Raw genomic sequence first — 15,254 nt, forward strand, 5'->3', positions numbered from 1 at the left:
ATTTGTGCTTTATTAGAGACTTTTTCTTTGCCTTTGACTCAAAGGACTACATAAAATAATTGCCAGTAATATTAATCCAAAACCGAATAAACTATAAAAATTAGGTGTTTCTTGCCAAAGAAAGAAGCCCCAAACACCCGCAAAAATGATCGCCATATAGTTGACTGGTGCTATCTGTCCAGCTGGAGCAAGGCGATAAGCATGAGACATAAAAATTTGGCTTACATTTGCAAGTATTCCTGCAGCAATAAGAAAAAAAAGTTCTTTCAATGCATATGGTCGCCAAACCCAAAACATCGGTATGGCTGAAAGTACGGAGCCGATCAAGCAAAAATAAAACACGATACGTTCTGGAGGTTCAGTTTTGGTTAGTGCTCTTACGGTTACAAACGCCATTGATGCAAGTAGACTAGATGCTATCCCTATCGCAGACACCCAATTCCACAATCCTTGATCAGGTTTTGCAACACAAAATACGCCTAAGAATCCTAACGCAGCTGCCATTAACATTGCTTTAGTAATACGTTCTTTTAAAAATAGCCAAGCAATCAGTGGAATAAAAATAGGTGAGGAATACGTAAATACCATTGCATTGGACAATTTCAAATGTGCAATCGCATAGAAAAAACCATACATTGCTGCAAGCCCAAACAGACTTCGCCAAGTATGCATCCACAATTTTTCTGTTTTAACAAAGCTTGTACCTTTTTTCATAATAAATGGTAGGAAAAGCATCAACCCAACGAAATTACGGAAAAAAACAATCGTGTAATTATCTACAGTTTGAGATGCATATCTGATGCAGATTCCCATGATGGAGAAAAGAAAAGCCGAGATGGTCAGGCAGCTAATCGCTAAGAAGAGCTTACGATTAGGTTGATTCAGCGTCATAATCATTGTGAGTGCAAGGATGCAGCTTGTATTCTAAGCCTCTGCTGTCTTTAAAGAAATGTACGATTATTATTTTCGATTGAATTATATAAAGTAGAGAGGTTAAGACCTCACATTAAGGGATGAACTAAATCAAGCATGACCAACAAATCATCGAAGACATTAAGGCTATAACCCATGTTAAAGCCTTATTTATTTATGATTTATTTTGTGCTGCAAGTTGAGCTTCAAGAAGCTTAATTTGATCTTCTTTCAGTTTTACTAAAGTATCAACATCAGTATGTTGTTGCTTTAGCTCATTTTGCTGATCTTTAAGTTGTTGATGAATATCATCCAGTTTAGCAATTTCTTCTTTGGCTAAAGTGTCATTTGCAGGAATTGGATCTTTGATAATTGACTCTTCAACTAGTTGGATAGGAGCAGTAACTTCGCTTGCAGCTTGTACAGTTTGAGTTGCTTCGACCGGACGTGTTGACGGTGCAGCTTTGCTAATCGTTGGTACAGTTGGTGTAACAGTTGCTTCATGATTTTTTTGAGATAGAAACCACTGTACTACAAAAATCAGTACCACGACGATACTGATTCCACCGATGATCATCCATAATAATTTAGAGTTTTCATTTTGATACGAGGACATCATTTTTTAACCTTTCTAGTCAAAATGACGAGGCTTGAATTGTATCACCCCAATTTCATCTGGCTCAGCGGGTTCAGCTGGTTCTACGTGAGTAGGACGCTGTTCACTATAAGCACATTCGATACATTCAATCCATTCGTCATCCACAGTGATGATCTTAACCACACGATCTAAGGCTCCACATTTTGGGCATTTAGCACCCGCGATGAACTGTCTTTTCATGTCAGTTAATTACATCCTGTGAACAATAATGACGTAGTTTAAGCGGTTTTATGCGTATTCGTCCAACCTTGATGACGTAATAATGCATCTATTTTTGGTTCTCTTTTTCGGAAATTGCGAAACGCATCAAGTGCTGTATCTTTTCCGCCAACTGCTAGAATAAACTTTCTAAATTCTTTTCCAGTCTCGGTGTTAAAAATACCTTCATTTTCGAAACGATCAAAGGCGTCGCTCGCCAAAACTTCCGCCCATTTATAAGAATAATAACCTGCTGCATAACCGCCAGCAAAAATATGACTAAAGCTGTGTTGGAAACGGTTATAAGGAACAGTCGGAACAACCGCAAATTTAGCACGAATGTCATCTAATGTAGTTTGGATTTGCTCGCTGTTTAAAGCGGGTGTTTGACGGTGAATGGTTAAGTCAAACAGAGCAAATTCAATCTGACGCAGAGTTTGCATACCTGACTGGAAGAAACGTGCATCCAACAAAGCAGATAGCAATTCTTGCGGTAAAGTTTGCTTGGTTTCAGTATGTTCGCTGAGTACATCTAAACTTTCATTATCCCAAGCCCAAAATTCCATGAACTGGCTTGGTAATTCAACGGCATCCCATGCTACACCATGCGTACCTGCAACTGAGATATTATCCACTTCGGTCAGCATGTGATGTAAGCCATGACCAAATTCATGAAATAGCGTAATCACTTCATCATGAGTCAATAGAGCAGGCTGATCGCCAATCGGTGGGGTAAAGTTACACACCATATAACAAATTGGTTTTTGTAGACCATTCGCAGTTTGCACACGAGAACGGAAACCACTCATCCATGCGCCACCACGTTTGCCATTACGCGCATAAAGGTCGAAGTAGAAACCACCAACGACTTGATCTTGATCTTGAATTTCAAAATAACGAACATCATTCTGCCATACAGGAGCATGGCGCTCGATGATTTGAATACCATAAAGACGTTGAACAATTTGGAATAAACCATCCACAACTTTGGGTGCTGGGAAATACGGTTTAAGCGCTTCTTGAGACAAATTGAACTGTTGTTGTTTCAATTTTTCAGAATAGTAGGTTGCATCCCATGGTTTTAATTCTTCAACACCATCTTGTTGTGCAATTGCTTTCAGTTCAGCGATTTCAGCAAGGGCTGGTGTGCGGGCATGTTCTGCCAAGTCGACCAAAAACTTATTGACGGTATCAACATCAGGTGCCATTTTGCTAGCCAATGAATATTCAGCAAAATTATTGAAGCCAAGCAGTTGAGCCATTTCTTGACGCAAGCTCAGAATTTCTTCCATCACAGGGGTATTATCGAATTCAGTTTTTTCTGATTGTTCTGAAGCACGAGTCACGTAGGCTTTGTAGAGTTCCTCTCTAAGTTCTCGATCATCGGCATAGGTCATAATCGCAAAATAAGCAGGGAAGTCGAGTGTGGCAACGGCTTGCTCAAGCTCACGTTGTTGGCCGTATTGCTTTAATAATTCAACACTACTTTGTGGTAGGCCTTTGAGCTGTTCCTCGGTTAATGGTTTGAAGTAGGCTTGTGTTGCATCGAGTACATGGTTAGAAAAATCTGAAGATAATTGTGATAAACGTGCTGAGATTTCGGCATAACGTTTTTTGGCTTCGCCTTCAAGAGCAACGCCTGATAGTTTGAAATCACGTAAAGCGAGTTTAATTGCACTTTGTTGTGCTTCGCTCAGCGTTTGAAATACTGCACTATCATGAATATGTTGATAAGTTTGATACAACGCCGTGTGCTGTCCAAGCTGAGTGTAGTATTCGCTTAAACTTGGTAAAAGTGCCTGATACACCTCACGGGTTTCGGCATTGTTCATGACTGCATTGAGGTGTGACAAAATTCCCCATGATTCACTCATATTATTTTCAAGCTGATCGACTTCCGCCAAAGTTGCCAGTTGGTCTTCAGGAGCTTGTGGAACTTCATTGAGTTGATTTAAGAAGTTTTGACCATTTTGAATAGTCTGTTCAATCTGTTGTTTTAATTCTGCAAGTTGAATTTGATCAAACTGGGGAGTGGGGAGTGTCGCTTGCTGTAGTGTCATTGTATTTTTGCCATATTCATCTTTAAACATAGTTATAGATGTAGGGCTTAGCGGGGGAGAAATCAAGTGTAACTATGCTTCATCTCTTATATCTAGATTCATTTTTTATTTATAAATGCCTGTATGTGGTTTAGGATTGTGGTTTAAAATATTGATAAGCAATTATAATTTAAAAGAAATTTTATCTTCGGTGTAAATGTCTTGATGAAAGCCGATTTCTTGCTAAACTCATGATCAAAGAAAATCTAACGAAGAATTTTTTGTAGCGCGATGCGTAACTAGATAGGTTAAACCTAATCATGAGATTAAAAAGTATCAGTGTTTTTTTCTTAACTTTGTGTGTTTCTGCTCACTCCAGCGCTACGGTAAACAATGCGGTATATGTGGGCTCTAGGGGGATTGGAAGTCCATCTGCCAATAGTCCAGCTTCGACGTTGTTCTTTCTTGTGTGTGGTGCTGGGTCGCTCTATGTCTACTATAAATTATTCCTAAGCTGGTTTAAACGTAAGAAAAGTGGTGAAAAACCACAACGTTTATATGGTTTTACGGACTGGGCAACCATGCTGGCAATATTTGCACTACTTGCATTGTTTGCCTCTGGACTGGTCTTTGTAATACTCAGCCTTTTTGGGGGAAGGGAGCTGGTACAACAAACCTGGTACATTATTTATCCTGGTTTTATGGGGCTGCTTTTGTTGTTACATCGAACCTGATCGATAAAAAATTAAATCGGAAAAAAACAAGAGAGCCGAAGCTCTCTTATTTTATGAATTATTCACTCTTTGCTTTTGCATTCGACTTTTTCTTTTTTATTTTTTTCTTTGCCTTTTCTTTATTTTCGGGCTTAGTCGAAGCTTTTTTAGCAGGTTTTTTAGTATAAGAACTTGGTTTGTTCTTATCCTTTTTCTTACGCACAGGCTTTTCACCATCTTCACTTACTTTGGATGCCGTTGGTGCCTTGCCAAAAACTTCTTCTGTAGTGGCTGCTCGAGTTGATGTTGTACGCGGTGCTTTTTGACGAATCACACGACCTAAATGAGTGAGTTGTTGTACCAATTGGAAGTCGATTTTACGTTCTTCCAAATTCACACCAGCCACTTTAATTTTTACTTCATCACCGAGGCTAAATGACTGTCCACGATTCTGACCAATTAGACTTTGGCTAGCTTGATCATAGAGGAAGAAATCTTCACCCAATTGGCTGACATGAATCATGCCATCTACATAGAGGTCTTTTAAGGTAACAAATAAGCCAAATTCTGTTACTGCACTGATGATGCCGACAAATTCATCACCTAAATGCTGTTGCATATAGTGGCATTTTAACCAAGTCGTGACACTGCGTGATGCTTCATCAGCACGACGTTCAGTTTGTGAGAAATGCTCACCCGCATCATCTAGTGCTGCACCTGAAAGAGGGTAAACCTTTTTATCTAAATAGGCTTTAATCGCACGATGCAATAATAAGTCAGGGTAACGACGAATTGGTGAAGTAAAGTGCGTATAGGCTTCATATGCTAAACCGTAATGCCCAGAATTATTTGCACCGTAATACGCTTGCATCATTGAGCGTAATAACACAGCATGAATGCTTGGCGCATCTAGGCGATCTTTGGTCGCTTCAATAACACGTTGATAATCAGCCTGAGTAGGTTGTTCTGGGAATGGTAAACCAAGTAATTTTACGAAATCACGAACTTTCTGGATACGTGAAAACTCAGGAGCCTCATGTACACGGTAGAGCATTGGGATGTCATGTTCTAAAGCATATTCCGCAGCAGCGACATTGGCTAATAACATACATTCTTCAATGAGCTTATGCGCATCATTACGTGAGCGAGGCAGGATTTCTTTGATTCCACCTAATTCATCAAAAGTCATGTAGGTTTCGATGGTTTCAAATTCCATCGCATGACGCTTAGCACGTAACTCTTTGAGGGTCTGATAAAGCTGGAAAAGAGTATTTAGTGATTTATGAATAGTTTTATCTTCAGGAATAGCATCTGTTACTCCCTCAAAATATCGACCAACCTGTGTGTAAGTCAGACGCGCTTTAGAATGCATTACCGCAGGATAGAATTCATAACCTGTCACTTTTCCAGCACGAGATAACTTTAAGTCACAGACCATACATAGACGATCTACATGTGGATTTAAAGAACACAAACCATTTGATAATGCTTCAGGAAGCATCGGCAAGACAAAGTGTGGGAAATAAACTGAGGTACCGCGTTCTTCTGCTTCTTCATTTAAAGGTGAATCTAAACGAACGTAATGGCTTACGTCAGCAATCGCAACAACCACACGATAACCACCACCTGAACGTTTTTCAGCATAGACAGCATCATCAAAGTCTCGTGCATCTTCACCATCAATAGTAACTAACGGTAAGTCACGTAAATCAACACGACCTTTAATATCTTGTTCAGAAGGTTCTTTAAAGCTTTCAGCTTCTTTGATTACTGCTTCAGGAAACTCATAAGGCAAGCCAAATTCTAAAATAGTCTGCGGAATGATAATCTCTGTATCTGCCTTATCTGCCATGGATTGAACGACATGACCTGTTGCCAATTCTTCACGGGTCGGGTAGTCATCAATCGCAACACGTAGCATATCGCCAACTTTGGCATTGGCATGCTCAATTAATTCTTTTTCTAAAGTAATCGGTTGGTGCTGATTCGGATTACTCGGTTGAATAAAGTATTCACCTTCATGCTCAGCGACTTTACCAATAATCTGTTTGACACGACGTTGTACAACTTCAGTAATAAAACCCCAAGGTTTACCTTTGCGATCAACTGAAGTCTGACGTACTTTAACGCGATCGCCGTTAAAAACGAGTCTTAATTCACGTTCAGGTAATAGCACATCATCGTGTCCAGCAATATTCGCTGTACCTAAACCTTTACTATTAATATAAACCGTTGCTTCGTGTATTGGTAAATCTGTTGCAGGTTGATATTTAAAACCATCCTTCATGAGCTGACCATCACGTACCATTGCGCTTAAGCGATGATTTAACGCATCAATACTTTTTTGATCTGGTAGGTTGAAATGATCAACAAGTTCCGCATGAGATTTTGCAGTTTGTAATTGTTCTAATGTAGTTAAAATAAGAGTTCGGCTAGGAATAGGATTATCGTAACGTTCAGCTTCTGCTTTTGCTTCGGGATCAACCCAATTATTAGTCATATCGTTCCATTTCACATCTGGCAGATCACTTTAGCATAAGTCATCCAAACTTGGACTGCACGTCAAAGATTGCAAGATTCTGTTTATGTAAATGATCTAAATAAATAAAGAGAAGACTATCTTAACAAGCGTTGGACGAAAAAATGCTGAAAAAATACAGAAATTGTTTAAAAAATATTTGATTGATTTAAAAAAGATGAAAAAAACAGGATCATCCCTTGTGTAATGTGGTTTTAGTTTGTATTATTGCGCTCGTGTTACGGTGAGATGGGTGAGTGGCTGAAACCACATCCCTGCTAAGGATGCATACGGGTAACTGTATCGAGGGTTCGAATCCCTCTCTCACCGCCACTTTACTTAAGGCGCTCATAGCTCAGCTGGATAGAGCACTTGGCTACGAACTAAGGGGTCGGGAGTTCGAATCTCTCTGAGCGCACCAAGTAAAGATTAAAGTAACACATGCCGAAATAGGCACATAAGTAATGCGCTCATAGCTCAGCTGGATAGAGCACTTGGCTACGAACTAAGGGGTCGGGAGTTCGAATCTCTCTGAGCGCACCAACTTAAACAATTAACCGCTTAATCGCGGTTTTTTTGTGCCCAAATTTTGAAGATATTTATTTTACAGTATATTTAAATAGCAAAGGCCGCTAATGATAGCGGCCTTTGTTTTCAATTTAAGCTTTTAGAATAAGCTTAATGAATGGAAGAGATTGTCTGATAAATTAGTTAACGATGTTTGTGGAGTCACAGTTTCAGTTAATGGTGCAGTTGAAGTACCTGTATCCGTAACTGAAGTAAGTATAGATGTCGAACCTGTGATTGCAGTCAAGATACTATCAACACCGCCATCACAACCACAATCATCACCACTTTCAACGCTTAAGCTAATCAAGCTACTAATACTTTCAAACGTACTATCGCTAAATATCGCAGTAGAGCTTTCTTGAACACTATCAATTACAGAGTTACCACTACTGATAATCGTTTGTGTTGGTTCTGATACTCCTAGAATAATACTTTCACTATTAAGATCAAAACCAATATCACTACAGAATCCGTCAATCGCACCTGTGATTGGATCTAGAGAATCACCGTTCAGGCTTCCACTGATTGTTTCTGTAAGATTTGTGATCTCACCTAATGCTCCACCATTCAAATCACCTGTGATGCTACCAAGTAAATCTGTAATCGTGCTCAATGATTCATCAGTGTTTGTAAATTCACTTACAGTTTCTGTGATCATTTCAAGAGGAGAACCATCAGTACCGCAAGTGATGGTATCAATCACGCCAGTTACAGGGTTATCACCTAAGTCACCACCCGTGAAACCTTCGATCGCATCAGTGACCATTTCAAGTGGAGAACCATCAGTACCGCCCGTAATGGTATCAATCACGCCAGTCACAGGGTTATCACCTAAATCACCACCCGTAAAACCATCGATTGCATCAGTCACCATTTCAAGAGGAGAACCATCCGTACCACCAGTAATGGTATCAATCACACCTGTTACAGGGTTGTCACCAAGATCACCACCTGTGAAACCTTCGATTGCATCAGCGACCATTTCAAGTGGAGAACCATCAGCAAGGTCACCTAAATTGCCAAGATCTTCACCGATATGTTGAATAATCTCAGTCGCAGTCGAACCATTGGTAATTAAGGTATCAATCACACCTGTAACAGAATCCATCGCACCATCAAAATCAGCGCCAGCGAGATCAGAGATCGTTTCTAAAGAACCATTCACAGTATCGCGAGAAGTTTCAAAAGTGAGTGTGCCTAAACTTGCAGCATCTGAGATTGGGTTTTCAGCTTGATGAATAGTGTTGATCGCATTATCAGCTAATAAATATTTAGGTGTTAAGGTTTTTAGCAATGTGTTTTTATTTGAATTTAAGATTGATAGGCGAATCTATCACCATTTGACGACGATAAGATGAAAAAACGCTTATCAATATGAAAAAAGTGCGTATAATGCCCCCTATCAAATATGCGCTCATAGCTCAGCTGGATAGAGCACTTGGCTACGAACTAAGGGGTCGGGAGTTCGAATCTCTCTGAGCGCACCAATTTGAAGAATTAACCGCTTAACAGCGGCTTTTTTGTGTCTAAAATTTATGTTATTTGCATAATAAGTTTATAAATCCAAAAACTGAATCTGTTGCAAAGTTCATAGCAAAAAAAACAACAGTGATAGTGTGCCAAAATTAATTTATGTTCTAATAGGGCACGTCTTTCAAATGTAAGAAATAAGAAATGTCTGAACAACGTCCAACACTATCACTGCGTTATTATCTCAATTTAGAAGAGTCTCAAGATGGTTTTGCTTTAGTGACTTTTGGCAAGAAAACGATCACTCGTTTTCTGACACCAGTGATTAGTATTGCAGTGATTCTATGGGGATTCTATTTAGGTTTAACGGGTGTTGGTCGTTATTATGTTGCATTGGGTGTTTTTTTCTTGCTTATGCAAGGGTTAATGCGTTATTGGTTATTACCATTGCTGTTTAAACGACAATTTGTTCGTTACCAGTTTGGCAAAAGTGAACAGGGAATTGATTTATATCAAGACCAATTTGAGCTTTACGCAGCAGGGAAAAAGCAAACAGTACAATACACAGAGGTTCAATCTTTTGCGATTGGAAAGCTGACGTATATGTTGGAGTTAAAAAACCATACTGTTGTTATTGTGCCTAAACGCGCATTTACAGATTCTATTGATCAAAATAAGTTTGAAAATAGCTTTAAAAAATAAATTTTTCATCGGTTATAAAAGCAAGGAGCTTTCATGAGTACACATCCTTCAAAAATTGTTTGTGTGGGTCGAAATTATGCAGAACATGCAAAAGAATTAGGAAATGCTATTCCAGATCGCCCGATTTTATTCATGAAACCTCCAAGTAGTTTAGCTTCCTTAGAAAAAGGAATTGATTGGAATAAAGCATTGGGTGAATGTCACTACGAATGTGAAATTTGCGTACAAATTGCTCATCCACTTTCAAAAGAAACTGACATCTCAAAGGCATTAGAAGCCGTAGGTGCAATTACTTTAGGTTTGGATTTGACTCTTCGTGATCTGCAAAGTGATTTAAAAGAAAAAGGGCAGCCTTGGGAGCGAGCAAAAGCATTTGATGGCGCTTGCTTGCTTGCGGAATGGATTGAGATTGATGAAATTGGCGATTTGCAAGAGCTAGAACTTATTCTGATGATCAATGGAGTTGAACGTCAACATGGATTTAGTCGCGATATGCTTTTTGATATCGGTGCTTTGTTAGTTGAGATCAATCAATCATTTAGTTTACAAACTGGTGATGTGATTATGACAGGTACTCCAGCAGGTGTAGGGGCATTGAAACCCCATGATAAATTGACAATGAAATTGATTACTCAGACTGGTGAGTATGATTGGGATACTTTTGTAAAAGTGTAATGCACGATCTTATGGCATTGATTTGAATGAATTAATGCCATTTTTTATATAAATAATGAAAAATAAAATGAAACTGTGTTTTTTCCTTGTGATCTTATTGATCACAACTATCAGTCATAGCAAGCAGCTTGCTTTAAGTTTTGATGATGGGGTCAATCCTGATCTAAATCCGAATGCACAGCAAATTAATCAAAGAATTCTAGAACAACTTAAACAAAATCATATACGAAGTATTGTTTATCCAAGTGCAATTAAAATCGGTGATTATAAAGGCTTGAGTTTGGTTGCCGCATGGGGAAAGCAAGAGCATAAAATCGGTAACCACAGTGAATTGCATTCCAATTTAAATAAGGAACAGGTCACAACGCAGCAATATATTGATCAAATTTTCAGAGCCGAACAAGTATTTAAACCATTGACTGGTTGGGTTCCCAGGTATCGTTATCCGTTTTTGAAAGAAGGCAATACCATAGAAAAAAGAGATACAGTGGCGCATTATTTACAACAGCAGGGTTATGAATCAGGTGCTGTGAGTATTGATGCTAGTGACTGGTTTTATAATTTAAAATATCTTTCTTATACTAAAAATGGACAAACAGCTGATCTTGAAAAATTAAAGAATGCTTATATTGATCATTTATTGGATCGAGCAAATTATTATGATCAATTGGCGATACAGACTGTTGGGTATTCTCCAAAGCATGTATTGCTACTTCACGTAAATGCAATCAATGCAGCATTTCTAAATGATGTAGTCGAGGCATTTAAGCTGCATCAGTGGCAATTTATAGATAGTGAAACTGCTTACCAAGATCCGATATATCGATTAAAAACAAATGTTTTGCCAGCAGGGGAAAGTATTGTTTGGTCTTTAGCTAAACAACAAGCCATGACTCAGTTGCGTTATCCTGCTGAAGATGCGCCATATGAACTTGAGCGACTAAAACGGTTTGGTTTGGAATAAATTTAGCGTCCCTGATAGTATTTTCTAAACTGATCAGGGGTGTAATTCATCCAACGTTTAAACATATAAATAAAGGCTGATGAACTTGCATAACCTAAGTCTAGAGCAATACTTTCAATCGTGTAACCTTGATTTAATAAAGACATCGCTTTCATCACCTTTAAACGTTGTCGCCATTCGTGTAAGGACATCCCGAGTTCTTTTTGACAATGTCTCGCTAATGTTCTTTCAGTCATATTTATCATCGCTGCCAGCTCAGCTAGAGTGCTGTTGTCAGCAGGATGTAAATGTAGGTGATTTAATATTTGGGCTAATGCAGGGTGCTCTGTACTGGGTAAATAACTCCCGATGATTTCGGCATGGGTTAAGGTATCAAGTAGAACATGCAATATTCGCAAATATTCCGGATCGTGATCTTTAAAAGCATATTTTTGTATATGTTCAAGTAGTGCTGGCACCAGTGGTGCGGTCAGTAAAATTCCTGCCCGTTGGGGCATTTTTTCACAAAGTGATTCATGAACATAAAGGGTGCAATGCGTTACATCATTTCGATTCACACCACTATGTTGAGTATGTGGCGGTAACCAAATCCCATACGGTGGTGGAGTGATATAATGTACCTGATCAATATTTACTTCTAAAACACCATCAAAAGCATAGATAAACTCTCCCCAAGCATGCGCATGTTGTGGATAAACCGTTGCAGCAGGTGCATCGCGTATGCTGAGCCACAGAAGTTCAGGTATTTCGTTATATGCAGGGAGTTCCTGAAAATCTTGAACTCGCTGTGCTGATTTTTTCATAAAAGAATTGCCTGAAAACACACATATTTTGTCTGTTTTTCACTATATCATTAAAATACGACAGTCTTATAGTGGTTCAATATCGTGTATATGGAGCTTGCTATGAACGAGCGTAAAGCCTTAGATCAGACAGCCTCAAGTCTAATGATTGTGTTGTGTATGGTTTGGGGGCTACAGCAAGTTATTTTAAAAATGGCAGCTTCAGACATTAGTCCTTTGATGCAAATTGCTTTGCGATCTGGCTTAGCAGCATTACTTTTATTGCCTTTTGTGTTGCTTGATCAAAAAAGTCAATTAATGAATCCCAAGAACGTGAAAGCTGGAGCATTAGTCGCTGTTCTATTTTCTCTAGAATTCTTTTTACTCGCACAAGCACTCCAGTTGACTTCTGCTTCGCATGCAGTTGTTTTGCTTTACACAGCCCCTATCTTTGTGGCACTAGGTTTACATTGGAAGTTACCATCTGAGCGCCTAACGCTATTGCAATGGACTGGCATTGGTATCGCTTTTATCGGTATTGTGGTGACTTTTATTCGTCCGCAACAGATAGGGGTAAATACATTTCAGCAACAGATGTTATGGGGAGATTTATACGCCTTAGCTGCGGCAATTGCCTGGGCGGCCACTACAGTTACGGTACGTTTATCCTCTTTGGCACAAGCTGCAGTCACCCAAACTTTATTTTATCAGTTGGCTGGTGGCTTTATTCTGTTGCTAGGTTTGGCATTTTTCTTGGGACAAGCAGTTGTACAGTGGACACCATTAGTAATAGGGAGTTTAGCTTTTCATACTTTGATCGTGTCTTTTGCTAGTTTTTTAGCATGGTTTTGGTTATTACGAAATTATTTAGCCTCTCGACTGGGAGTATTTTCATTTCTCACTCCTTTGTTTGGAATCATATTTGGCGTATGGCTGTTAGATGAGAATATAGAAGCAAATTTCATTTTTGGGACGGCATTGGTATTACTTGGAATTTTAGTTGTGAGTTTGCAGGGATGGTTGAGGAAATAAAAAGACCTCCGAAGAGGTCTATTCAATTATTTTTGTTCAAAAATAGTTGAAAGTGGGATGGAGAGTTTTGCTGCTAAGTAGTCATTACTTTCCACTAGCGATGGCCCAAGGCGTTCAATCCATTTATCGTCTTCATGAATATTGGCAACATCATGGCGTAATGGCAATGGATACGGTAGAGCTGTAAAAAAGCTCCAAAAATCGACTTGTGCTAGATTTCGTACCAGAACATATTCGTCCGTATCGGTGCGTTTAATCAGATTTTGCTTTTCAAGCTGAAGGATGTAAGAGGGTAAACGACCAAGCTCACCACGACCAATAATATTGAGTAGCTCTTGTTCGCTAACACTTTCACCGATTTGTTGCTTACGGTAAAACAATTCTAAAATATCCAATAACATCAAAATTGGATGGCGCTTTTTTTCTTTACCAGAATGAAAGGCGGTGAGTGCATAACTTACTTCTACACCCAATAAAATGATATTCCAAGACAAATATATCCAAAGTAGAAAAATAGGAACTGCTGCAAAAGCACCATAAACGATTTCATAGCTGGTGAAATTACTCATGATCCAGCCAAATAAATGTTTTAAAATTTCAAAAACGGTCGCGCTGAAACATGCCGCAATCACAGCTGAAAAAATTGGTACCGTCCGATTGGGGATCGTCCAATATAAAATGAAGAATCCGACAATGGTCAAAATAAAGGAAATGAGCCATAAAATTAACGCACCATCAAGCTGATAACCCGCAAAGTTATTACTTAAAACATTCATTGATGCGACAGTTGAAGAAAGTACAAACGCACTTCCCAGCACAATTGGACCTAATGAAATGATTGTCCAATAGCGCATAAAGCCGACAAGACCAGTTCGTGTTTCTTTTACACGCCAAATGCGATTAAATACTGTTTCAATCGAAGTCAACATTAAGACTGTGGTCACAAATAAAAACAACACACCAATCACAGTCAAATTACTGGATTTTTCAGTAAATGCATTCAGGGCTTTGTCAAAGGCGATTGTGCTTTTAGGTAAAAAATTACTATAGATCAGTTGTTGTAACTGTTGTCTTGCTGGCTCTAATGCTTTGATGGAGGAGATGATGACTAAAAAAACTGTCAACATCGGAACAACAGCAAAAAGGGTCGTATAGGTAAGTGATCCAGCTTGCTCTCGGCATCGGTCAGCCTCAAAACGTCGTAACACAAATACAATAAATTGAAACCATGTTTTCTCTAAAAACGCTCGGTTTTTTAGATAACGGTCTAAGATCATGGGTTCTATCCTAATTATTTTTAATCAAATCCTATGCATACATAGGAATTACTACCGCGAAAAGTATAAAAAATGTCGTATAGTGTTCTTTTTAACAAAATACTTGAAAGCGATGCAACCTTACGTTCTTGTACTTTATTACAGTAAATATGGTTCAACCAAACAAATGGCACATTTGATTGCTGATGGTGTAGAAGCAACTGGCGTTACGGCTCGTATCAGAACAGTCCCCAATCTTGCTACTGTTGTGACTCAAGCGGAAGCAAGTATCCCTAGTGAAGGCGACATCTATTGTACTTTAGATGATTTAACCCACTGTTCTGGTTTGGCGCTTGGTTCACCAACTCGTTTTGGAAATATGGCAAGTGAAATGAAATATTTTTGGGATCAAACGACCAGCTTGTGGTTGAATGGCGCATTACATAATAAACCTGCCTGTGTATTCACCTCTTCTGGTTCGATGCATGGTGGACAGGAAAGTACATTACTAACAATGCTGCCTCCTTTGTTTCATCACGGCATGATCATTTTAGGTCTACCTAATTCAATCCCTGCATTATCAAATACCAAAACAGGTGGAACACCTTATGGGGCGAGTCATGTTAGTGGTCCGCGTCATGATCAGAGTTTAAGCCAAGATGAAAAACTCTTGTGTGAAGCTCAAGGTAAGCGTTTGGGTGAAGTGGTCAAGGCATTATCGGTTCAATTATAAGTTTTCAAAGTTAATAAAAAGGGAGCATTTGC

14 protein-coding genes and 4 tRNA genes are annotated in these 15,254 nt (G+C 39.0%); 10 read left to right on the forward strand and 8 right to left on the reverse strand.

Annotation, left to right across the window (positions count from 1 at the left end):
* Positions 1-12: 12 nt before the first annotated feature.
* The 4 genes from IRT38_RS05275 to IRT38_RS05290 all read right to left on the reverse strand — a co-directional run bounded on the left by IRT38_RS05275 (position 13) and on the right by IRT38_RS05290 (position 3,828).
* Entirely contained in the window at positions 13-891 is an 879-nt protein-coding gene (locus tag IRT38_RS05275; RefSeq protein WP_194597123.1) for a DMT family transporter, read from the reverse strand.
* Positions 892-1,087: 196 nt separating this feature from the next.
* Positions 1,088-1,531, reverse strand: coding sequence for a hypothetical protein (locus tag IRT38_RS05280; protein ID WP_194597124.1), 444 nt, complete (start codon positions 1,529-1,531; stop codon positions 1,088-1,090).
* Positions 1,532-1,543: 12 nt separating this feature from the next.
* Positions 1,544-1,750 carry a YheV family putative metal-binding protein gene (locus IRT38_RS05285; RefSeq protein WP_004909296.1) on the reverse strand — a complete coding sequence of 69 codons (207 nt, stop codon included), beginning with the start codon at positions 1,748-1,750 and terminating at the stop codon, positions 1,544-1,546.
* A 38-nt stretch (positions 1,751-1,788) separates the two neighbouring features.
* The gene (locus IRT38_RS05290; RefSeq protein ID WP_194597125.1) at positions 1,789-3,828 is read right to left on the reverse strand and encodes a M3 family metallopeptidase; all 2,040 of its coding nucleotides are present in this window, start codon (positions 3,826-3,828) and stop codon (positions 1,789-1,791) included.
* A 299-nt stretch (positions 3,829-4,127) separates the two neighbouring features.
* On the opposite strand from IRT38_RS05290, the gene IRT38_RS05295 reads away from it, so the two are divergent.
* A complete protein-coding gene (locus IRT38_RS05295; RefSeq protein ID WP_194597126.1) occupies positions 4,128-4,541 on the forward strand; it encodes a putative four-helix membrane protein in 414 nt (137 codons plus the stop codon).
* A 58-nt stretch (positions 4,542-4,599) separates the two neighbouring features.
* On the opposite strand, the gene rnr is transcribed toward IRT38_RS05295, so the two are convergent.
* Complete coding sequence (gene rnr, locus IRT38_RS05300; protein ID WP_194597127.1) at positions 4,600-7,020, reverse strand: ribonuclease R; 2,421 nt, start codon at positions 7,018-7,020, stop codon at positions 4,600-4,602.
* A gap of 261 nt (positions 7,021-7,281) precedes the next feature.
* Here rnr and IRT38_RS05305 point away from each other — a divergent pair.
* The 3 genes from IRT38_RS05305 to IRT38_RS05315 all read left to right on the forward strand — a co-directional run bounded on the left by IRT38_RS05305 (position 7,282) and on the right by IRT38_RS05315 (position 7,581).
* A tRNA-Ser gene (locus IRT38_RS05305) sits at positions 7,282-7,371 on the forward strand.
* 11 nt (positions 7,372-7,382) lie between these two features.
* A tRNA-Arg gene (locus IRT38_RS05310) sits at positions 7,383-7,459 on the forward strand.
* A 45-nt stretch (positions 7,460-7,504) separates the two neighbouring features.
* Positions 7,505-7,581, forward strand: a tRNA-Arg gene (locus IRT38_RS05315).
* 124 nt (positions 7,582-7,705) lie between these two features.
* Here IRT38_RS05315 and IRT38_RS05320 read toward each other — a convergent pair.
* Positions 7,706-8,902: a hypothetical protein gene (locus IRT38_RS05320; RefSeq protein WP_194597128.1), complete on the reverse strand. Its 1,197-nt coding sequence runs from the start codon at positions 8,900-8,902 to the stop codon at positions 7,706-7,708.
* Positions 8,903-9,018: 116 nt separating this feature from the next.
* Here IRT38_RS05320 and IRT38_RS05325 point away from each other — a divergent pair.
* From IRT38_RS05325 to IRT38_RS05340, 4 genes are all read left to right on the forward strand, one after another.
* A tRNA-Arg gene (locus IRT38_RS05325) sits at positions 9,019-9,095 on the forward strand.
* Between the two features lie 187 nt (positions 9,096-9,282).
* Positions 9,283-9,780 carry a YcxB family protein gene (locus IRT38_RS05330; protein WP_004909280.1) on the forward strand — a complete coding sequence of 166 codons (498 nt, stop codon included), beginning with the start codon at positions 9,283-9,285 and terminating at the stop codon, positions 9,778-9,780.
* A gap of 33 nt (positions 9,781-9,813) precedes the next feature.
* Entirely contained in the window at positions 9,814-10,455 is a 642-nt protein-coding gene (locus tag IRT38_RS05335) for a fumarylacetoacetate hydrolase family protein (protein ID WP_194597129.1), read from the forward strand.
* 67 nt (positions 10,456-10,522) lie between these two features.
* Positions 10,523-11,419, forward strand: coding sequence for a polysaccharide deacetylase family protein (locus tag IRT38_RS05340; RefSeq protein ID WP_194597130.1), 897 nt, complete (start codon positions 10,523-10,525; stop codon positions 11,417-11,419).
* A 2-nt stretch (positions 11,420-11,421) separates the two neighbouring features.
* Here the strand turns inward: IRT38_RS05340 and IRT38_RS05345 are convergent, their stop codons facing one another.
* Positions 11,422-12,222: a helix-turn-helix domain-containing protein gene (locus IRT38_RS05345; RefSeq protein WP_194597131.1), complete on the reverse strand. Its 801-nt coding sequence runs from the start codon at positions 12,220-12,222 to the stop codon at positions 11,422-11,424.
* A gap of 102 nt (positions 12,223-12,324) precedes the next feature.
* On the opposite strand from IRT38_RS05345, the gene IRT38_RS05350 reads away from it, so the two are divergent.
* Positions 12,325-13,233 carry a DMT family transporter gene (locus tag IRT38_RS05350; protein ID WP_194597132.1) on the forward strand — a complete coding sequence of 303 codons (909 nt, stop codon included), beginning with the start codon at positions 12,325-12,327 and terminating at the stop codon, positions 13,231-13,233.
* 26 nt (positions 13,234-13,259) lie between these two features.
* Here IRT38_RS05350 and IRT38_RS05355 read toward each other — a convergent pair whose 3' ends face one another.
* Positions 13,260-14,510: a YihY family inner membrane protein gene (locus tag IRT38_RS05355; protein ID WP_004909268.1), complete on the reverse strand. Its 1,251-nt coding sequence runs from the start codon at positions 14,508-14,510 to the stop codon at positions 13,260-13,262.
* Between the two features lie 112 nt (positions 14,511-14,622).
* On the opposite strand from IRT38_RS05355, the gene wrbA reads away from it, so the two are divergent.
* Entirely contained in the window at positions 14,623-15,222 is a 600-nt protein-coding gene (gene wrbA, locus IRT38_RS05360) for an NAD(P)H:quinone oxidoreductase (RefSeq protein WP_004951881.1), read from the forward strand.
* Positions 15,223-15,254: the final 32 nt, after the last annotated feature.

Source organism: Acinetobacter sp. SK-43 (genome assembly GCF_015351505.1).
GTDB lineage: Bacteria > Pseudomonadota > Gammaproteobacteria > Pseudomonadales > Moraxellaceae > Acinetobacter > Acinetobacter junii.